Source organism: Pseudomonas sp. UMAB-40 (genome assembly GCF_900095275.1).
GTDB lineage: Bacteria > Pseudomonadota > Gammaproteobacteria > Pseudomonadales > Pseudomonadaceae > Aquipseudomonas > Aquipseudomonas mandelii_B.
This window is the reverse complement of sequence record NZ_LT607565.1, coordinates 111,958-132,712: the sequence shown is the minus strand read 5'-3', so window position 1 is coordinate 132,712 and position 20,755 is coordinate 111,958. Positions and strand designations below refer to the sequence as shown.

At 60.2% G+C, this 20,755-nt stretch carries 15 protein-coding genes; 7 read left to right on the top strand and 8 right to left on the bottom strand.

The annotated features are described in order from the left end of the window. Nucleotides 1-54: 54 nt before the first annotated feature. The 3 genes from fadA to K0F88_RS21140 all read right to left on the bottom strand — a co-directional run bounded on the left by fadA (nucleotide 55) and on the right by K0F88_RS21140 (nucleotide 4,388). Nucleotides 55-1,230, bottom strand: coding sequence for an acetyl-CoA C-acyltransferase FadA (gene fadA, locus K0F88_RS21150; protein WP_010456360.1), 1,176 nt, complete (start codon nucleotides 1,228-1,230; stop codon nucleotides 55-57). Nucleotides 1,231-1,262: 32 nt separating this feature from the next. Continuing rightward, complete coding sequence (gene fadB, locus K0F88_RS21145) at nucleotides 1,263-3,410, bottom strand: fatty acid oxidation complex subunit alpha FadB (RefSeq protein WP_219096430.1); 2,148 nt, start codon at nucleotides 3,408-3,410, stop codon at nucleotides 1,263-1,265. Between the two features lie 540 nt (nucleotides 3,411-3,950). Next, nucleotides 3,951-4,388: a hypothetical protein gene (locus K0F88_RS21140; RefSeq protein WP_219096429.1), complete on the bottom strand. Its 438-nt coding sequence runs from the start codon at nucleotides 4,386-4,388 to the stop codon at nucleotides 3,951-3,953. Between the two features lie 104 nt (nucleotides 4,389-4,492). Between K0F88_RS21140 and K0F88_RS21135 the strand changes: the two genes are divergently transcribed. After that, on the top strand, nucleotides 4,493-4,930 hold the full coding sequence (locus K0F88_RS21135; protein ID WP_094471516.1) for a universal stress protein: 438 nt from the start codon (nucleotides 4,493-4,495) through the stop codon (nucleotides 4,928-4,930). Between the two features lie 190 nt (nucleotides 4,931-5,120). On the opposite strand, the gene K0F88_RS21130 is transcribed toward K0F88_RS21135, so the two are convergent. Further along, nucleotides 5,121-7,040 (bottom strand): ATP-binding cassette domain-containing protein, encoded by a 1,920-nt coding sequence (locus K0F88_RS21130; protein ID WP_219096424.1) that lies wholly within the window; start codon nucleotides 7,038-7,040, stop codon nucleotides 5,121-5,123. A gap of 213 nt (nucleotides 7,041-7,253) precedes the next feature. On the opposite strand from K0F88_RS21130, the gene K0F88_RS21125 reads away from it, so the two are divergent. Beyond that, entirely contained in the window at nucleotides 7,254-9,182 is a 1,929-nt protein-coding gene (locus K0F88_RS21125; RefSeq protein WP_219096423.1) for a transglycosylase SLT domain-containing protein, read from the top strand. A 68-nt stretch (nucleotides 9,183-9,250) separates the two neighbouring features. Here K0F88_RS21125 and K0F88_RS21120 read toward each other — a convergent pair whose 3' ends face one another. Continuing rightward, nucleotides 9,251-11,035: an ABC transporter transmembrane domain-containing protein gene (locus K0F88_RS21120; RefSeq protein ID WP_219096421.1), complete on the bottom strand. Its 1,785-nt coding sequence runs from the start codon at nucleotides 11,033-11,035 to the stop codon at nucleotides 9,251-9,253. 257 nt (nucleotides 11,036-11,292) lie between these two features. On the opposite strand from K0F88_RS21120, the gene K0F88_RS21115 reads away from it, so the two are divergent. Continuing rightward, the gene (locus K0F88_RS21115) at nucleotides 11,293-11,472 is read left to right on the top strand and encodes a PA1571 family protein (protein WP_094471511.1); all 180 of its coding nucleotides are present in this window, start codon (nucleotides 11,293-11,295) and stop codon (nucleotides 11,470-11,472) included. A 185-nt stretch (nucleotides 11,473-11,657) separates the two neighbouring features. Here the strand turns inward: K0F88_RS21115 and pdxB are convergent, their stop codons facing one another. Then, nucleotides 11,658-12,800, bottom strand: coding sequence for a 4-phosphoerythronate dehydrogenase PdxB (pdxB, locus tag K0F88_RS21110; protein ID WP_219096420.1), 1,143 nt, complete (start codon nucleotides 12,798-12,800; stop codon nucleotides 11,658-11,660). A 333-nt stretch (nucleotides 12,801-13,133) separates the two neighbouring features. On the opposite strand from pdxB, the gene K0F88_RS21105 reads away from it, so the two are divergent. Further along, nucleotides 13,134-14,543, top strand: a complete 1,410-nt coding sequence (locus tag K0F88_RS21105) for an MATE family efflux transporter (RefSeq protein ID WP_219096418.1) — start codon at nucleotides 13,134-13,136, stop codon at nucleotides 14,541-14,543. On the opposite strand, the gene tusA is transcribed toward K0F88_RS21105, so the two are convergent. Both tusA and rlmM read right to left on the bottom strand, forming a co-directional pair. Continuing rightward, on the bottom strand, nucleotides 14,540-14,791 hold the full coding sequence (gene tusA, locus K0F88_RS21100; protein WP_095052036.1) for a sulfurtransferase TusA: 252 nt from the start codon (nucleotides 14,789-14,791) through the stop codon (nucleotides 14,540-14,542). The two genes, K0F88_RS21105 and tusA, sit on opposite strands and share 4 nt — an antisense overlap. A 169-nt stretch (nucleotides 14,792-14,960) precedes the next feature. Then, the gene (rlmM, locus tag K0F88_RS21095; RefSeq protein ID WP_010456393.1) at nucleotides 14,961-16,034 is read right to left on the bottom strand and encodes a 23S rRNA (cytidine(2498)-2'-O)-methyltransferase RlmM; all 1,074 of its coding nucleotides are present in this window, start codon (nucleotides 16,032-16,034) and stop codon (nucleotides 14,961-14,963) included. Nucleotides 16,035-16,256: 222 nt separating this feature from the next. On the opposite strand from rlmM, the gene acnA reads away from it, so the two are divergent. The 3 genes from acnA to K0F88_RS32510 form a co-directional block, all read left to right on the top strand. After that, entirely contained in the window at nucleotides 16,257-18,998 is a 2,742-nt protein-coding gene (gene acnA, locus K0F88_RS21090; RefSeq protein WP_219096417.1) for an aconitate hydratase AcnA, read from the top strand. 248 nt (nucleotides 18,999-19,246) lie between these two features. Continuing rightward, a complete protein-coding gene (locus K0F88_RS21085) occupies nucleotides 19,247-20,038 on the top strand; it encodes a CPBP family intramembrane glutamic endopeptidase (protein ID WP_094471505.1) in 792 nt (263 codons plus the stop codon). 104 nt (nucleotides 20,039-20,142) lie between these two features. Beyond that, a partial coding sequence (locus K0F88_RS32510) for a PAS domain-containing protein (RefSeq protein ID WP_257605314.1) occupies nucleotides 20,143-20,755 on the top strand: 613 nt, incomplete at its 3' end.

The window sequence follows — 20,755 nt, the reverse complement described above, 5'->3', positions numbered from 1 at the left end:
ATTCAGAAAAACAAAAACCGGGGCACTTGGCCCCGGCTTCCGTCAACGAAACGCTTAAACGCGTTCGAAGACGGTGGAGATGCCTTGGCCGAGACCAATGCACATGGTGGCAACCCCGAAGGTGCCGCCATTCTGCTTCATCACGTTCAGCAGAGTGCCGGAGATACGGGCACCGGAGCAACCGAACGGGTGACCCAGGGCGATCGCGCCGCCGTGCAGGTTAACCTTCTCGTTCATCTTGTCGAGCACTTTCAGATCTTTCAGCACTGGCAGGGCCTGTGCGGCGAAAGCTTCGTTGAGCTCGAAGAAGTCGATATCGTTAATGCCAAGGCCCGCACGTTTCAGTGCTTTCTGAGTGGCCGGTACTGGACCATAGCCCATGATTGCCGGATCCACACCTGCCACTGCCATCGAGCGGATAACCGCCAGCGGCTGGATGCCCAGGTCCTGCGCACGCTGTGCCGACATCACGATCATGCACGAAGCACCATCGGTGATCTGCGACGAAGTACCGGCTGTCACGGTGCCGCCCTTCGGGTTAAACGCTGGCTTCAGAGCCGCCAGGCTTTCCAGGGTGGTTTCCGGACGAATGGTTTCGTCGTAGTCGAACAGTTTCAGGAAACCGTTCTCGTCGTAGCCCTGCATCGGGATGATTTCGTCTTTGAACTTACCTTCCAGGGTCGCCTTGTGAGCGAGTTGGTGGGAGCGCACGCCGAAAGCGTCCTGTTGTTCGCGAGTGATGCCGTGCATTTTACCCAGCATTTCAGCGGTCAGGCCCATCATGCCCGAGGCTTTTGCCGCGTACAGCGACATGTGCGGGTTCGGATCGACACCGTGCATCATGCTCACGTGGCCCATGTGCTCCACGCCGCCGACGACGAACACGTCACCGTTGCCGGTCATGATCGCTTGTGCGGCAGTGTGCAGCGCGCTCATCGACGAACCACACAGACGGCTGACGGTCTGGCCGGCGGCAGTGTGCGGGATCTGCGTCATCAGCGACGCCATGCGAGCGATGTTCCAGCCCTGCTCCAGGGTCTGGTTTACGCAGCCCCAGATCACGTCTTCGACTTCGTTCGGATCAACCTTGACGTTGCGTTCCAGCAATTTGCTGATCAAGTGCGCCGACATGTCTTCGGCGCGGGTGTTGCGGTGCATGCCGCCCTTGGAGCGGCCCATCGGAGTACGACCGAAGTCGACAATCACGACGTCTCTTGGATTCAAGCTCATAAAATTTCACTCTCGCTCAAGTGTTGGGACGCTTAACCGAAGAACCGTTGGCCGGTTTTGGCCATTTCACGCAGTTTTGCGGTCGGGTGGTACAGCGCGCCCAAATCAGCGTACTGGTCAGCCAGGGCAACGAACTCGGCAACACCGATCGAATCGATGTAGCGCAGCGCACCGCCACGGAATGGAGGGAAACCAATACCGTAGACCAGGCCCATGTCGGCTTCGGCGGCGGTTTCGACAATGCCGTCTTCCAGGCAACGCACGGTTTCCAGGCACAGCGGGATCATCATCCAGTTGATGATGTCTTCGTCAGTGACTTCGCGCTGCTCGTAAACGATCGGCTTGAGCACTTCCAGCACCGACGGATCGGCCACTTTCTTTTGCTTGCCTTTCTTGTCGGTCTCGTAAGCGTAGAAACCCTTGCCATTCTTCTGGCCCAGGCGCTTGGCTTCGTAGAGCACATCGACAGCCGAGCGACGGTCGTCTTTCATGCGGTCCGGGAAACCTTCAGCCATTACGTCACGACCGTGGTGGCCGGTGTCGATGCCGACCACGTCCATCAGATACGCCGGGCCCATTGGCCAGCCGAATTTTTCCATGATCTTGTCGATACGGACGAAGTCCACACCGGCGCTGACCAGCTTGGCGAAACCGCCGAAGTACGGGAACAGGACACGGTTGACCAGGAAGCCCGGGCAGTCATTGACGACGATCGGGTTCTTGCCCATTTTCTTGGCGTAGGCAACGGTGGTGGCCACGGCCAGCTCGCTGGACTTCTCACCACGAATCACTTCAACCAGCGGCATCATATGCACAGGGTTGAAGAAGTGCATGCCGACGAAGTTTTCCGGACGCTTGAGGGCCTTGGCCAGCAAGGTGATGGAAATGGTCGAGGTGTTGGACGCGAGGATGGTGTCCTCTTTGACCTTGTCTTCGACTTCAGCCAGAACAGCTTGCTTGACCTTCGGGTTCTCGACGACTGCCTCGACGACCAGGTCAACGTGACCGAAATCACCGTAGGACAGAGTCGGACGAATGCCGTTGAGCACTTCAGCCATTTTAGCCGGGGTCATGCGACCTTTATCAACGCGGCCGACCAGCAGCTTGGCGGCTTCAGCCAGGCCTTGCTCGATACCATGCTCGTTGATGTCCTTCATCAGGATCGGCGTACCTTTGGAGGCCGACTGATAAGCGATACCGCCCCCCATGATGCCGGCGCCCAATACAGCGGCCTGCTTCACGTCCTTGGCGATTTCGTCGTAGGCCTTGGCCTTTTTCTTCAGTTCCTGATCGTTCAGGAACAGACCGATCAAGCTCTGCGCGGCAGAGGTCTTGGCCAGTTTGACGAAACCGGCGGCTTCGATTTCCAGTGCTTTATCACGACCGAAGTTCGCGGCTTTCTGGATGGTCTTGATCGCTTCAACCGGTGCCGGGTAGTTCGGACCGGCTTGACCGGCCACGAAACCCTTGGCGGTTTCGAAGGCCATCATTTGTTCGATGGCGTTCAGTTTCAGCTTTTCCAGCTTCGGCTGACGCTTGGCCTTGTAGTCAAACTCGCCAGAGATGGCGCGCTTGATCAGCTCCAGGGCCGCTTCCTGCAATTTCTCAGGGGCAACCACGGCATCGACGGCGCCTACTTTCAGCGCGTCTTCAGGACGGTTTTCCTTGCCGGCGGCAATCCACTCGATGGCGTTGTCGGCACCGATCAGGCGCGGCAGACGCACGGTACCGCCGAAGCCCGGGTAGATGCCCAGTTTGACTTCCGGCAGACCGATCTTGGCCTTGGTGGACATGACGCGGTAGTCCGCCGCCAGGCACATTTCCAGACCGCCACCCAGAGCGATGCCGTTGATCGCGGCGACAGTCGGGACGTTGAGGTCTTCGAAATCGCTGAAAATCTTGTTGGCTTCCAGGTTGCCAGCAACAAGCTCTGCATCAGGCAGCTTGAAGTTCTCGACAAATTCGGTGATGTCGGCACCGACGATGAACACGTCCTTGCCACTGCTGACGATCACACCCTTGATCGAAGCATCTGCCTTGATAGTGTCTACGGCCTGACGCAATTCGTTCAGGGTTAGACGGTTGAACTTGTTGACGGACTCACCCTTGAGGTCGAATTTCAATTCGACGATGCCACTTTCAAGAGCCGTAACCGTGATGGCTTTACCTTCGTAAATCATCAACTGATCTCCACGATATGGAAGCTGAACAGTACACGTCGGACGCAGGCGAATGGCTTGGCAGGGACGCTTATCGTCGATGCTACGCCAATCCACCCGGCACACCCGCCAACGCGATAGTCGGGATTCTGTAGGAGCGGTCTGAAATACAAACGCTCAATTCATACGCCCGTTTGATTTGGGTACGCCACCTTCACGGAATTCCCGCCAATTGTCAATCGCCCAAAATGCGGGTTGAAACGCGACTTTGCGGTCACTTCCGTACTGCGAAGATCTTCAACACGCCTCTGCATGTGAAGCCATTCATAGAATCAATAGTTAGAAAAGTCGCCCTAATTCGCTGCAGCCTTTGTTTAACAGGCTACGCTGGCGAGACCCGGAGAAAAAAAATTGAACAATTTTGGCGAACGCCAAGCGTAAGATCAGCCGCACAAAGATTTTCCGGCCTGCCTGGCCAACCCCAGCCCGATGATGATGTCGGGCTTTTTATTGCCTGTCTGTCAGAGGTTTCGCGCCATTGCAGCGCGAAATGTCCGTGAGTCATGCCAGTGCTTTCAGTACCGCATCGATGTCTTGCAACACCGTAGCTTCGCCCTTCTCGCCCCAATACAGGGTGATCATCTGCTTGTCCGCTTCAACCTTGTAGACGTTGGCTGGCAATTTTTCGAAATGGTTGAGCAGCGCCTGATCTTCGCAAACCTCCTGCCACTGGTTCACCCACACACCCGGCGACTTTTGCCAGTAACTCCAGCAGGCCGGCTGATTGCCACGACGCGGTCGATGGTACTGAGCGCAAGGGCTCGGCGGCTCCTGGCTCAGCCAGTGCGGCCACTCCTGGGGCGCAAGCTGCATGGCCAGGCCAATACGCCGCGCTTCCATGCGCAGGGCCATACGCCCGCTCTGTCCACGGGACGGTCGCAACCATGCCAGCGGACTCAGTACCACCAGCAGGATTGACACCACTATCCAGACCGTCATATCTGTACTCCCGATTCTTGATGGGCGCTATGAGTCACTTTGGAACCATTGCGCTTGAAACCAGCCATACTTACCAATATTGCAATCCTCAGGAGGAGCACCTCATGCCCTACCACCATATTCTGGTCGCTGTAGATCTAACCGAAGAGTGCGACCCTGTAATCCACCGTGCTCGCGAGCTTTCAGTGAGCAATGGCGCGAAATTATCCCTGGTCCACATCGTCGAACCGATGGCCATGGCCTTTGGCGGCGACGTCCCCATGGACCTGTCACAACTGCAACAGCAGCAGTTCGATCAGGCCAAGGAACGCCTGGACCGACTGATCCTGAAATATCCGGAACTCACCAAAGAATACAGCCACCTGACCTACGGCCAGCCACGCCAGGAGATTCATCACCTGGCCAAGGAACAAACCTGCGACCTGATCGTGGTGGGCAGCCATGGCCGACATGGCCTGGCATTGCTGCTGGGTTCGACGGCCAATGACGTGCTGCACGGTGCGCCGTGTGATGTGCTCGCGGTGCGCCTGATCAAAAGCTGAAAACCTGCGACCCTGTGGGAGCGAGCTTGCTCGCGATGAGGCCCTATACGTCGATATCGATGTTGACTGCCAGACCGCCATCGCGAGCAAGCTCGCTCCCACAGTGATCTATGTCGACCTATAGATCGCATTCCATACGAAAAGCCCGGCGCTCATCACTGAGCGCCGGGCTTTTTTGTTACAGGATCAATCAGGCATCCAGCTCGGCCCAACGCTCGACCATCACGTCGAGTTCAGCCTGCAACTGCTCAAGCTGAGCGATCACGGCAGCGGTCTCGGCCGCAGGACGCTGGTAGAAACCGCCATCGGCCATCTGGGCCTCGACGGCAGCGATCTGCTGTTCCATGGCTTCGATCTGGGCCGGCAACATTTCCAGCTCACGCTGCAATTTGTAGCTGAGCTTCTTCTTCGCCACCGGTGCATCGACTGCCGCAGCAACAGGTGCCGCTTCCGCCGTCACGACCGCAGAGGTCAGGTCGGCCTTGCCGGATTTGCTCTCGGTCACGCCCAGCAGGCGCGGCGAGCCGCCCTGACGCAGCCAGTCCTGATAACCACCGACGTACTCGCGCACCTTGCCTTCACCTTCGAAGACCAGGGTGCTGGTGACCACGTTGTCGAGGAATGCCCGGTCGTGGCTGACCATCAGCACGGTGCCGTTGAAGGTCAGCAAGACCTCTTCCAGCAGCTCAAGGGTTTCGACGTCGAGGTCGTTGGTCGGTTCGTCGAGGACCAGCAGGTTCGCCGGTTTGCTGAACAGTTTCGCCAGCAACAGACGCGCACGCTCACCACCCGACAGCGCTTTGACCGGCGTGCGGGCACGCTGCGGGCTGAACAGGAAGTCGCCGAGGTAGCTCAGCACGTGACGGCTCTGACCATCGATATCGATGAAGTCGCGACCTTCGGCCACGTTGTCGATCACGGTCTTTTCCAGGTCCAGCTGATGGCGCAACTGGTCGAAGTAGGCCACGTCGATGCGCGTCCCCTCTTCCACTGTGCCGCTGGTTGGTTGCAGACCGCTGAGCATCAGCTTCAGCAGAGTGGTTTTGCCGGTACCGTTGGCACCCAGCAGACCGATACGGTCGCCGCGCGTCAGGACCATCGAGAAATCCTTGATCAGGAATGGGCCACCCGGGTGAGCGAAGCTCACGTTCTCGAGGACCATCACCTGCTTGCCGGATTTGTCAGCGGTGTCCAGCTGAATGTTGGCCTTGCCGGTACGCTCGCGACGTTCGCTGCGCTCGACGCGCAAGGCTTTCAATGCGCGGACGCGGCCTTCGTTACGGGTGCGACGGGCCTTGATGCCCTGACGGATCCAGACTTCTTCCTGGGCCAGCTTTTTGTCGAACAGCGCGTTGGCGGTTTCTTCAGCGGCCAGTGAGGCTTCTTTGTGCACGAGGAAACTGGCGTAGTCGCCGTTCCAGTCGATCAGGCCGCCGCGATCCAGTTCCAGAATGCGCGTCGCGAGGTTTTGCAGGAATGAACGGTCGTGCGTGATGAACAGCACGGCGCCCTGGAAATCCTTCAGCGCTTCTTCGAGCCAGGCGATTGCACCAATGTCCAGGTGGTTGGTCGGTTCGTCGAGCAGCAGCAGGTCCGGCTCGGAAACCAGGGCCTGTGCCAGCAGGACGCGACGACGCCAGCCGCCGGACAATTCGGCGAGGGTCTTGTCGGCTGGCAACTGCAGACGGCTCAAGGTGCTGTCGACCAGTTGCTGCAAACGCCAGCCATCGCGGGCTTCGAGGTCGTGCTGGACGTGCATCAGCTTGTCGAGGTCGGCGTCGGTGACGATGTTCTGGCTCAGGTGGTGATACTGCGCGAGCAGCTCGCCGACACCGTCCAGGCCTTCAGCCACCACGTCGAACACGGTCCGCTCGTCGGCTACCGGCAGTTCTTGCGGTAATTCGCCAATCTTGAGGCCGGGCGCGCGCCAAACGGAGCCTTCGTCGGGCTTCTGGTCGCCCTTGACGAGCTTCATCATGCTGGACTTGCCAGTGCCGTTGCGGCCGATGATGCACACCCGCTCACCACGGGCGATCTGCCAGGACACCTTGTCCAACAACGGCATAGCGCCGAAAGCAAGGGACACATCGCTGAATTTGAGCAGGGTCATGAGCTTCTCCAAAAACCGGGCGCGCATTCTACCTGACTTGAGGCTTCAGAAGGCCGGCAATTTCAATGTCGAAGCACTCTGCATGACAATTGTTGCGAACTTGTGCCGAGAGGCCGGCAAAGCTTTCGCCCGTTGCTGGCAAAAGGCTAAGCTACAGATAATTCAGTGCAGGTTAAGTCTGCACTTGTCGTGATTTCTATGCCCGGACGTCTCATGCGCAGTCGCCTCTTCAGTCTTTTATCTTGCTTGCTTCTTTCTGCCGCTGCCGTTCAAACCGCCCAGGCGGTGGACCTGTCCACCCAGCGCCAATATTACGATGAGGCCAAGCGTGCCTTGGCCAAGGGCGATACCGGCCCTTACTTTCGCTACAGCCAGGCCCTCAGCGACTATCCACTGGAGCCGTACCTGGCCTACGACGAGCTGACCGCTCGGCTGAAAACCGCCAGCAATGCCGAAATCGAAAAATTCCTCGCTGAACACGGTGATCTGCCCCAGGCCAACTGGATGAAATTGCGCTGGTTGCGCTGGCTGGCCGAGCGCGGCGACTGGGCGACCTTCGTCAAGTACTACGACCCCAAGCTCAATTTCACCGAACTGGACTGCCTGAACGCGCAGTACCAGATCGGTCACAACCAGAAAGCCGAAGGTTACGCCAACGCCAACAAACTCTGGCTGACCGGCAAATCCCAACCCGCCGCCTGCGACGCGCTGTTCGGGCAATGGGCCGCCGAAGGTCAACTGACCGAACAAAAACGCTGGGAGCGCGTCAAGCTCGCCGCCCAGGCGCGCAACTATCCGCTGGCCAACAGCCTGGTCAACGGCTTGAGCACCCTCGCCCCTCGTGGTCGCTTGCTGGTGGATGTGGCGCAGAAACCTGAACTGCTGAACCAGCCATCGCGCTTCACCCCGGCCGACGAACCGATGTCCGACGTGGTCAGCCTCGGCCTGCGCCGCCTGGCCCGCCAGGACCCCGACAAGGCCATGGACCTGCTCGATGGCTATGCCAGCAGCATGCACTTCTCCCGCGATGAAAAAGTGGCGATCGCCCGCGAAATCGGTTTGACCCTCGCCAAACGTTTCGACCCTCGCGCGCTGGAGATGATGACCAAATACGACCCGGAACTGCGCGACAACACAGTGTCCGAATGGCGTCTGCGCCTGTTGTTGCGGCTGGCCCGCTGGGACGATGCCTATCAGTTGACCCGTCGCCTGCCGCAGGATCTGGCGACCACCAACCGCTGGCGCTATTGGCAGGCCCGCAGCCTGGAACTGGCGCAGCCGCAAAACCCGGAAGCGCAGACGCTATACAAGAACCTCGCTCGCGAGCGCGATTTCTATGGTTTCCTCGCCGCCGATCGCTCCCAATCCCCTTATTCGCTGATGAACAAACCGTTGGTGATGAGCCAGGCACTGATGAACAAGGTGCGCAACACACCAGGCATTCGTCGCGCCCTTGAATTCCATGCCCGCGGGCAAATCGTCGACGGTCGTCGCGAGTGGTACCACGTCAGCCGTCACTTCAGCCGTGACGAAATGGTCGCCCAGGCAAAACTGGCCTACGACCTGAAATGGTATTTCCCGGCGATCCGTACCATCAGCCAGGCGCAGTACTGGGACGATCTGGACATCCGCTTCCCGATGGCCCACCGCGAAACCCTGGTGCGTGAAGCCAAGGTCCGTGGCTTGCACTCGAGCTGGGTGTTCGCCATCACCCGTCAGGAAAGCGCGTTCATGGACGACGCCCGCTCCGGCGTCGGCGCCAGCGGCCTGATGCAGCTGATGCCCGGCACCGCCAAGGAAACCGCGCGCAAGTTCAGCATCCCGCTGGCCTCGCCACAGCAAGTACTCGACCCGGACAAGAACATCCAGCTCGGCGCCGCTTACCTGAGCCAGGTCCACAGCCAGTTCAACGGCAACCGCGTCCTCGCCTCCGCTGCCTACAACGCCGGCCCGGGCCGTGTGCGCCAGTGGCTGCGCGGTGCGGACCACCTGAGCTTCGACGTCTGGGTAGAAAGCATCCCGTTCGACGAAACCCGCCAGTATGTGCAGAACGTGTTGTCGTACTCGGTGATCTACGGCCAGAAGCTCAACTCGCCACAGCCGCTGGTGGATTGGCATGAGCGGTACTTTGACGATCAGTGATCCTGATGTTGGAGTACGAATAAAAATGCCCGCATCGATTGATGCGGGCATTTTTTTTGGCGCTCTGCTTAGTCGGTTACTGGGTCGGTCAGAGCGTTGTGCCCATCGCTAAACTGTAACGCTGCCAGCCGCGCATACAGCGCATTGCTCGCAATCAATTCCTGATGCGTCCCTATTGCCACCAGTTTCCCCTGATCCATCACCGCGATCCGGTCGGCGTTTTTCACCGTGGCCAAGCGGTGGGCGATGACCAGGGTGGTGCGGTTTTTCATCAGGCTCGGCAGGGCTTGCTGGATCAGGTGCTCGCTTTGGGCGTCGAGGGCGCTGGTGGCTTCGTCCAGCAACAGGATCGGCGCGTCCACCAGCAGCGCCCGTGCGATGGCCAGGCGTTGGCGCTGGCCGCCGGACAACCCGAGGCCACCATCGCCCAAGTGGGTCTGGTAGCCGTTGGGCATTTGCTCGATGAAGTCGTGGGCGTAGGCGATTTTCGCCGCTTCCTGAACCTGGGCCAGAGTCGCCGTCGGGTTGCCGTAGCGGATGTTCTCTTCGATGCTGCCGAAAAACAGGGCCGGGTTTTGCGAGACCAGGGCGAAGCAGCGACGCAGGTCGAGCGGATCGAGCTGGGTCAGTGGCACGCCATCCAGCAGGATCTGTCCCGAGGCAGGATCGTAAAAACGCAGCAGCAGGTCATACACGGTGGATTTCCCTGCACCGGAAGGGCCGACCAGAGCGAGGGTTTCGCCTGCATTGATGGTCAGATTCAAGCCATCGACGGCGTAACTTTCTGGACGTGAAGGGTAGGAAAAGCGCACGTCTTGCAGCGCCAGATTGCCCTTCACCCGATCAGGCAAGGTCACCCGCCCCGTGGTGGGTGCCTGGATGATGTTTTCCGAGCGCAGCAATTCGGCAATCCGCTCGGCGGCGCCCGCCGCGCGCTGCAACTCGCCGATCACTTCGCTCAAGGTACCGAAGGCGCTGCCGACGATCAGACTGTAAAAGACGAAGGCCGCCAGTTCACCGGCCGAGATCCGTCCGGCGATCACGTCCATGCCGCCAACCCACAACATCACGCCCACCGCACCGAGCACCAGCACGATCACCAGCGTAATCAGCCAGGCCCGTTGGAAAATGCGTTTGCGCGCCGTGTTGAACGCCTCTTCCACCGTTACGGCAAAGCGCTGCTCGTCCTGGACCTGATGGTTGTAGGCCTGCACGGTTTTGATCTGGCCGAGGGTTTCGGAGACGTAGCTGCCGATGTCGGCAATCCGGTCCTGACTCAGGCGCGACAGGCTGCGTACCCGACGGCCGAAAATCAGGATAGGGGCGATCACCAGCGGCAACGCCACGACCACGATGCTGGTGAGTTTGGGGTTGGTGATAAAGAGCAAGACGATCCCGCCGATCACCATCAGCAAATTGCGCAGGAACAGCGACAGCGAAGAGCCGATCACCGATTGCAGCAACGTGGTGTCGGCGGTCAGCCGTGACTGGATCTCGGAGCTGCGATTGTCCTCATAGAATCCCGGATGCAGATAAACCAGGTGGTTGAACACTTGCTTGCGGATGTCCGCGACCACACGCTCGCCGATCCACGAAACCAGATAAAAGCGCGCAAAGGTGCCAATCGCCAGCCCGACCACCAGCACCATGAACAGGCCGATGGTCTGGTTGAGCAAATGCGCCGATTGGGTCATGAACCCCTGATCCACCAACAAGCGAATGCCCTGCCCCATCGACAAGGTGATGCCGGCGGTGATGATCAGCGCGAGCAAGGCGCCAAGGGCCGGCCAGCGATAAGGGGCAAGAAAACGGCTGGTCAGACGAATCGCGCGGCGGTGACGGGCAGAGAGCATCGGGTTATCCAGTACGCAAGTGATGGGGCCAGCCTATACCGCTTAAGTGGGGTGGAACTCTGTAAATCACAATGAGTCAGGTTAATTATGACCACAACGACTAGCGCCTAGACGCTATTGGTCTAAAGTCCGGGTGGCAACACTGCGGTATTTCTGGTGGACTGATGTTGCCGCCTTGGAGAGATCGCAGGGAGTTGTCACAGCCCGGTCACCTGGCGGTTTTAAAGTAGGCACACAACCTGATGAGGAGACAGGCCATGTCCTTGCAAAACAGCAGCGATGACAAGATTCAAGTGATCCGCACACAGCCAGACCAGTCTCTGGGTTGCTCAATTATTGATAAGGATGGGCGTGAAGTACCGATCACTGAAGACATGATCCAGCAAGCGTGCAGCGAACTGGAGAAGCGATTGGTCAAGCCTGCCGAACAAGAGTGATATAGCCACCGTCTTCTTGACCCGGCCCTGATGGCCGGGTTTTTTGTGGGTGCTTATCCGGGAATTGCGGTGCGGCTATTCGCGGGCAAGCCACGCTCCCACAGGATTTGGGTTGTTCGCAAAACAGGTGGACGACCCAAATCCTGTGGGAGCGTGGCTTGCCCGCGATTGGGCCAACTCGGTCTCTAGACCGCCGTTGCACCCAGCGCCGCCACAATCTTCAGCAACTCAGCCGAATCCCCCTCAACCCGCACCTGCAACCCGTCGATCTCCCGGCGGGACGGATAGTTTTTGCGCAACGCATCAAACGCCGCACGCTGCTCGCTCACACTGCCTACAAGGCTGCGACGGAAATCCGCATCGTCCCGGCGCGGGTCGTACACGCCGCGGCACAACATCGCCAGCGCCCAGGCCGGATCACTCTCAGCGTGAAGGGTCACGTGCGACAACCACGGCGCCGGCAGCAGATCGCTCAAGCTGACCCGGGCCGGTTGCCCGATGAATTCGCAATACGCCTGATAGATCTGCGCCGTCCCCCGTTGTTTGCCATCCAGGCTATAACCGGCAATGTGCGGCGTCGCCAGCACGCAGAGTTCGGCCAGCGCCACATCGACTTCAGGTTCGCCTTCCCACACGTCGAGCACCGCTTGCAGGTCTTCGCGCTGCAACAACACCTGGCGCAGGGCGGCGTTGTCCACCACCGGGCCACGACTGGCGTTGATCAGCCAGGTGCCAGGCTTGAGTTGGTTCAGGCGATGTTTATCGAACAGATGCCAGGTCGACTGTGAACCGTGTTTCTTCAAAGGGGTGTGCAGACTGATGACATCGCACTGTTCGATGATCTGCTCGAGGCTGACGAAATCCCCGCCTTCGGCGGCTTGCCGTGGCGGATCACACACCAACACGTTCCAGCCCAGACCTCGCAGCACCTTGACCAGGCGACCGCCGACTTCACCCGCACCGACCACGCCGTAAGTGCGCTGAGTCAGGTCAGCGCCTTCGATTTCGGCCAGGGTCAGCAGGCTGCCGAGTACGTAATCGACCACACCCCGGGCGTTGCAGCCGGGCGCGCTGGACCAGGTAATGCCGGCCTGCTGAAAATAATCCAGATCCAGGTGATCGGTGCCGATGGTGCAGGTGCCGACAAAGCGCACCTTGCTGCCTTCGAGCAATGCACGATTGACGTTGGTCACGGAACGCACCAGCAGCACATCGGCCTGCTCGACGGTGGCGCGGTCGATGGAGCGTCCCGGCACCCGGCGGATTTCGCCGAAACCTTCGAAGAAGGCATCGAGCAGCGGAATATTTTCGTCGGCAACAATCAGCATGGCAGGCTCCTTTGGCGGGTTGGCAGTGTAGGCGGAGATGACCGTAGTGGGCCAGCGGGCATTAGGGTCACTCCATACTCTGTGGCGAGGGGGCTTGCTCCCGCTGGGTCGCGCAGCGACCCCAACCCTAGCGATCCGGTTTTGACAGGCTTATCACTTGCAAGGCTATGGGACTGCTGCGCAGTCCAGCGGGAGCAAGCTCCCTCGCCACATAGTGTTCGGCATTAACCCGGATCGATGATTACAAATAGTTAACACAGGACTTTTCCTGACCACTGCGTCAAGGCGTAGAATGCGCCGCCTCGTGCATCAAACTCTCTGGACGCTTCGCCCTTGAATTCTGTGACTGACCGCCCCGCCGCTGCTTCCCTCACCCGCCCGGCCCGGGTTCGCCTGGAGCTGAAAAACCTGCTCGGCCTGGCGCTGCCGATCATGATCGCGCAACTGGCGACCACCGCCATGGGCTTCGTCGATGCGGTGATGGCGGGACGGGTCGGCCCACGCGACCTGGCGGCCGTGGCGCTCGGCAACTCGATCTGGGTTCCAGTGTTTCTGCTGATGACCGGTACCTTGCTGGCCACCACCCCGAAAGTCGCCCAGCGCTTCGGTGCCGGCACCCACAGCGAGATCGGTCCGATTGTGCGTCAGGCCTTATGGCTGGCCTTGGTGGTGGGGTTGATAGCGACCGGCATGCTGTTGAGCGCCGAACCGATCCTGCACATGATGAAGGTCGATCCCGAGCTGATCGGCCCGTGCATGCAGTACCTGCACGGCATCGCCAGCGGTCTGCCCGCCGTTGCCCTCTACCATGTGTTGCGTTGTTTCAGTGACGGCCTGGGACGCACACGTCCAGCGATGGTCCTCGGCTTGTGCGGGTTGGCACTGAACATTCCGCTGAATTACATCTTCATCTATGGCCATTTCGGCGTGCCGGCCATGGGCGGTGTCGGGTGCGGCTGGGCCACGGCGATCGTGATGTGGGTGATGGCGCTGGGCATGGCCGGCTGGGAACGCTGGGCGCCGGCCTATCAGTCGAGTCAGTTGTTCAGCCGTTTCGACTGGCCGCAATGGTCGGTGATCAAACGCCTGCTCGGTATCGGCCTGCCGATCGGCATCGCGGTGTTCGCCGAGTCGAGCATCTTCGCCGTGATTGCCCTGCTGATCGGCAGCCTCGGCGCCACCGTGGTGGCTGGACATCAGATCGCCCTGAACTTCAGCTCGCTGGTGTTCATGATCCCTTATTCCCTCGGCATGGCCGTGACGGTGCGGGTCGGCCAGGCGCTCGGTCGTCAAGAGCCCCGCGAGGCGCGCTTCGCTGCGGGTGTAGGAATGGGCACGGCGCTGGCTTATGCCTGTATTTCGGCGAGCATGATGCTGTTGCTGCGCGAACACATCGCAACGATCTACACCGCCGACCCGACGGTCATACGCGTGGCGGCGATGCTGATTGTGTATTCGGCGCTGTTCCAGTTTTCCGACGCGATCCAGGTCACGGCAGCCGGCGCACTGCGCGGCTATCAGGACACGCGGGTGACGATGATCCTGACCTTGTTCGCCTATTGGGGCATCGGTTTGCCGGTGGGTTACGCCTTGGGCCTGACCGACTGGTTCGGCACGCCAAGCGGCCCGAGCGGGCTGTGGCAAGGTTTGATCGTGGGCTTGAGCTGCGCGGCGCTGATGCTGTCGATCCGCCTGACGCGCAGTGCACGCAAGCGGATCCGCATCAGTCATTCGGCGGGTTAAGCGAGTTTCTTGCGGATCCAGTAGAGGTAGGTGCCTGCCTCTTCGTGCTGCGCGACCAGTTCATGGTCGAGAAACACGCAAAATTTGGGAATGTCGCGACGGGTCGAGGGATCGGTCGCGATCACCTTGAGCAGGCCGCCAGGTGCCAGGTCACGGATGTGCTGGTGCAACATCATCACCGGTTCCGGGCAGTTGAGACCGGTGGCATCGAGGGTGCCGTCAACCGGCGTATCAATCATTTCACTCATGATTCACTCCTGAAACTGGCCGGCATTGTCGCGCATTGCCGGGTGTCTAGTCACTGGCAGCTGATCGTTCCCACGCTCTGCGTCAAATCCAAAGGCGGAACGCGGAGCGTCCCCGGCGGCATTCCCACGCAGAGCGTGGGAACGATCGGTCAAGGGGGTGCGGTGCGTATCAGCGGGATTTCGGTTTTTTTACGTCGATCCGGCGCAAGTGGCACGTCACTTCTTCACGGTCGTGATACAGCTGCTTGCAGCCGATCTCGACCCGGATGCCGCGCTCCTTGAAGCCCTCGGCAATGCGTTCCAGCAAACGTTTCACTTCGGCGTAACGCTGTTTCATCGGCAACTTCAGGTTGACCACCGCCTCGCGGCAATGCCCCTCGCCAATCCATTCTTCCAGCATCGCGGCGTTGCGCGCCGGTTTCTCGACGATGTCGCAGACCATCCAGTCCACCGGTTGCTTGGGCTTGAAGGTGAAACCGTCGGCCATCAAGTGTTGCACCAGACCGGTGTCCATCAGGCTTTCGGCCATCGGACCGTTGTCAATCGCCGTCACCAGCATGCCGCGGTTGACCAGTTGCCAGGTCCAGCCGCCGGGGGCGGCACCGAGGTCGACGCCGGTCATGTCGCTGTGCAGGCGCTCATCCCACTGATCACGGGGGATGAAGTGGTGCCACGCCTCCTCCAGCTTCAATGTCGAACGGCTTGGCGCCTCACGCGGGAACTTCAGGCGCGGAATGCCCATCGGCCACATCGCCGAGTTGTTGGACTCGGCCAGCCCCATGAACACTTCGCGGCCGCTTTTGAAGGTCAGCAGCAGGCGCGGCTTGTGCGCATCTTCGACCAACTTGCCGGCCGCCATCAGCGCCTTGCGCAGGTGCCCTTCGAATTTCTTGCAGAAGTTCGACAGTTCCTTGCCATCGTTGGTGTCGACCATCTCCAGCCACAGGCTGCCGCACAGCGGGAAGTCCGCCATGTGCGCGAGGATCACACTGATGCGGTCGGTTTCCGGCAGATCGATGAAGATCCCGCGAGCCCACTGGCGCGGGAAGATCAGCTCGGCGAAACGCTGGCCACGCATCAGGCGCTCGGCGCCGTCTTCTTCGGTGCAGATGAATTCGGCGCAGGCGCTGGCGGTCTTGGCCTTGGCATAACCGGCCACGTTCAGCCGTGCGGCGTGTTCGGAAATCTCGGAACAGACTTCGCCTTCGAAGCCCGGCCGGCAATGCATAAAGAGGGTGTTCATTCTTACTCCTGGGCAGTTGGCGAAGAATTCAGCCACTGCGCGATGCCCAGGCTTGCGTTGAAGCAAAGCCTGTCACGAAAACCGGCGCATGATAGCCGAGTTCGGAACCTTGGACTTGGCCATAGAGTCCAGTTATTAGCTTTAACGCTCAAACAGGGCTAGGTTGAAAGCTCTGTCCGTCCCCTCAGTCCGTAGCCGTGCGGACTCAAAGGAGTGATCGCAATGCCGTCCCTCGATAGCCTGAAAACCCTTAAAACCTTACAAGTCGACGACAAGACCTATCACTATTTCAGCTTGCCGGATGCCGCCAAAAGCCTGGGCGACCTGGACAAGCTGCCAATGTCGTTGAAAGTGCTGCTGGAAAACCTGCTGCGCTGGGAAGATGAAAAAACCGTCACCGGCGCCGACCTCCGGGCGATTGCCGCCTGGCTCAAGGAGCGTCGCTCCGACCGCGAAATTCAATACCGCCCCGCGCGGGTATTGATGCAGGACTTTACCGGCGTGCCTGCCGTGGTCGACCTGGCCGCCATGCGCGCCGCCATGGCCAAGGCCGGTGGCGACCCGCAGCGGATCAATCCGCTCTCCCCCGTGGACTTGGTGATCGACCACTCGGTGATGGTCGACAAGTTCGGCAGTTCCAGCGCCTTCGAACAGAACGTCGACATCGAAATGCAGCGCAACGGGGAGCGTTACGCGTTCCTGCGCTGGGGCCAGAGCGCCTTCGACAACTTCAGCGTGGTGCCGCCAGGCACCGGTATTTGCCACCAGGTCAATCTGGAATACCTCGGTCGCACGGTCTGGACCAAAGACGAGGACGGCCGCACCTACGCCTTCCCCGACACCCTGGTCGGCACCGACTCCCACACCACTATGATCAATGGCCTCGGCGTACTCGGCTGGGGCGTCGGCGGGATCGAAGCGGAAGCCGCGATGCTCGGGCAACCGGTGTCGATGCTGATTCCGGAAGTGATCGGCTTCAAACTCACCGGCAAGCTCAAGGAAGGCATCACCGCCACCGACCTGGTGCTGACCGTCACGCAGATGCTGCGCAAGAAAGGCGTGGTCGGTAAATTCGTCGAATTCTATGGCGATGGCCTCGCCGACCTGCCGCTGGCCGACCGCGCGACCATCGCCAACATGGCCCCGGAATACGGCGCCACCTGCGGCTTCTTCCCGGTCGACGACATCACGCTCGAGTATCTGCGCCTGTCCGGTCGCCCACTGGCAACCGTGAAACTGGTCGAGGCCTACAGCAAAGCCCAGGGTTTGTGGCGCCTGCCGGGCCAGGAACCGGTGTTCACCGACACCCTGGCGCTGGACATGGCCAGCGTCGAAGCCAGCCTGGCCGGGCCGAAACGCCCACAGGACCGGGTTTCGCTACCGAATGTCGCGCAAGCGTTCAGTGACTTCATCGACCTGCAATTCAAACCCACCAGCAAGGAAGTCGGTCGCCTCGAAAGTGAAGGCGGCGGTGGCGTAGCGGTGGGCAATGCCGATCTGGCGGGCGAAGCCGACTACGAGTACGACGGCCAGACTTATCGATTGAAAAACGGCGCGGTGGTGATCGCGGCGATCACTTCTTGCACCAACACCTCCAACCCGAGCGTGATGATGGCCGCCGGGCTGGTGGCGAAAAAAGCCGTGGAGAAAGGCCTCAAGCGCAAACCGTGGGTCAAGAGTTCGCTGGCCCCCGGCTCGAAAGTGGTCACCGACTACTACAAGGCTGCCGGCCTGACCCAGTATCTGGATGAGCTGGGTTTTGACTTGGTCGGCTACGGCTGCACCACCTGCATCGGTAACTCCGGCCCCTTGCCGGAGCCGATTGAAAAAGCCATCCAGGCCGCCGACCTGACCGTCGCCTCGGTGCTGTCGGGCAACCGTAACTTTGAAGGTCGGGTGCATCCACTGGTGAAAACCAACTGGCTGGCGTCCCCGCCGCTGGTCGTGGCCTATGCGTTGGCCGGTACGGTGCGCACTGACATCAGCAGCGAGCCGTTGGGCAACGACAAGGATGGCAATCCGGTGTACCTGCGGGACATCTGGCCGAGCACCAAAGAGATTGCCGACGCGGTGAGTCAGGTCAACACCGCCATGTTCCACAAGGAATACGCCGAGGTGTTTGCCGGCGACGAGCAATGGCAAGCGATTGAAGTGCCGCAAGCGGCGACGTATGTCTGGCAGGACGACTCGACTTACATCCAGCATCCGCCGTTCTTCGATGACATCGGCGGCCCGCCGCCGGTGGTCCAGGACGTCGCGGGTGCCAGGGTCCTTGCGCTGCTGGGCGACTCGGTGACCACTGACCACATCTCCCCCGCCGGCAACATCAAGGCGGACAGCCCGGCCGGTCACTACCTGCGCGAGAAAGGCGTGGAGCCGCGGGACTTCAACTCCTACGGTTCCCGTCGCGGCAATCATGAAGTGATGATGCGCGGCACCTTCGCCAATATCCGCATTCGCAACGAGATGCTCGGTGGCGAAGAAGGCGGCAACACGATCTACATCCCGACCGGGGAAAGGATGCCGATCTACGACGCGGCCATGCGCTATCAAGCGTCGGGCACGCCGCTGGTGGTGATCGCCGGTCAGGAGTACGGCACCGGGTCGAGCCGCGATTGGGCGGCCAAGGGTACCAATCTGTTGGGTGTGAAAGCGGTTATCGCCGAAAGCTTCGAGCGGATTCACCGCTCTAACCTGGTGGGCATGGGCGTGCTGCCGTTGCAGTTCAAACTGGATCAGAACCGCAAGAGCCTGAACCTGACCGGCAAGGAGACGCTGGATATCCTGGGGTTGACCGGCGTGGAGTTGACGCCGCGGATGAACCTGACACTCATCATCACCCGCGAGGACGGCAGTCGCGAGAAAGTCGAGGCGCTGTGCCGGATCGATACGCTCAATGAAGTGGAATACTTCAAATCGGGAGGGATTTTGCATTACGTGTTGCGGCAGTTGATTGCGTCGTGACCCACCGCTGACACAAACACCGCCCTCGGGCGGTGTTTTTGTTTGGGTCGCGTACGTCCCTATAATCGCGCGCCTATTTGGCATTGTTCACGAGTATGTGCCCCACACAAACCACTGTGGGAGCGAGCTTGCTCGCGATTGCGCAGTGTCATGCAACATTGATGTTTGATATGACGGCCCCATCGCGAGCAAGCTCGCTCCCACATGGACCGAGTCAACCCGCAACACTTCGGACACAAGGATTTTCAATGATTGCCCTGCCATGGACTTACCTGGCCCTCCTCTCCCTCGGCTACACCCTCGCCCTGACCTACGGCCACCTCGGCTGGCTGGCCAGCATCTCCGTCGCGTTGCTGCTCGTCGCCGGTTTCGCAGTCCGTCAGCAAAAAATCCCTGTCGCTCGTTACCTCGGTCACGCCCTGTTCATCTTCATGGCCCTGGCACTGGCGATGCACTGGCTGCCCGGTTTCTACAACGGTCGCGCCATCGACCCGCAACGATTCACCGACGACGCCGTGCCGTTTTCCATGTACCTGAATCAAGACAAGCCCCTGATCGGCTTTTGGCTGTTACTGGTGTGCCCGTGGATTGTCGGCCGGCGCTCTTTGCGCCTTTCGGCCTATGCCACCGCACTCGCCCTGCCCCTGAGCGCCATCCTGGCCTTGGGCGGTGCACTCTTGCTGGGGATGATCAGTTGGGCACCGAAGTGGCCGGACCAAGCCGGGTTGTGGATCCTGAACAATCTGCTGCTGGTGACGCTGGTGGAGGAAGCGCTGTTTCGCGGTTACGTTCAGGGTGGGCTGAGCCGGCGCTTCAAACACCTGCCCTACGGTGAAAACCTGGCGTTACTGCTCGCCTCGCTGTTGTTCGGCCTGGCGCATGCGGGCGCGGGTTGGCAATGGGTGCTGCTGGCGAGTCTGGCAGGTGTCGGCTATGGTCTGGCGTACCGTTTCGGCGGATTGGGGGCGGCCATCGCCACCCATTTCGGCTTGAACCTGCTGCATTTCGCACTGTTCACCTACCCGATGCTCGCCGGCTGATGCAATGGCCGTTTTGCGACGCGCCACTGATTATTGAAAAAATATTTTCAATAAATTCCTGACGCCGCCGACAACCTCTCAAAGCCTTGCGGATTGAAAAAGCCATGCGTAACAACCAGCCCACCACACAACGCGAACGGACCTTCCCGGCTCAGCAACGGTTGATTTCCACCACCGATGCCAAGGGCGTGATCACCTACTGCAACGACGCCTTCGTCGAAATCAGCGGGTTTTCTCGTGAAGAACTGATCCGTGCGCCGCATAACCTGGTCCGTCACCCCGACGTCCCGGCGGCGGTGTTCGCGCACATGTGGGGCACACTGAAACAAGGCTTGCCATGGATGGGCATTGTCAAGAATCGCTGCAAGACCGGTGACCACTACTGGGTTAACGCCTATGTCACACCGGTGTTCGAAGGCAACCAGGTGGTCGGTTACGAATCGGTGCGGGTCAAACCCACCGCCGAACAGATCCGCCGTGCCGAAGCGCTCTACCAACGCATCAACCAGGGCAAGCCGGCCATTCCTTCGACAGACAAATGGCTGCCGGTCCTTCAGGACTGGGTGCCGTTCATTCTGGTCAGTCAACTGAGCTTCATGATCGGTGCGTCGCTGAACTCCCACTGGGGTTTTGCCCTGGCCGCCGGCCTGTCGGTGCCGCTGGGCTTGATGGGCTTGAGCTGGCAACAGCGCGGCCTCAAGCGCTTGTTGGTGCTGG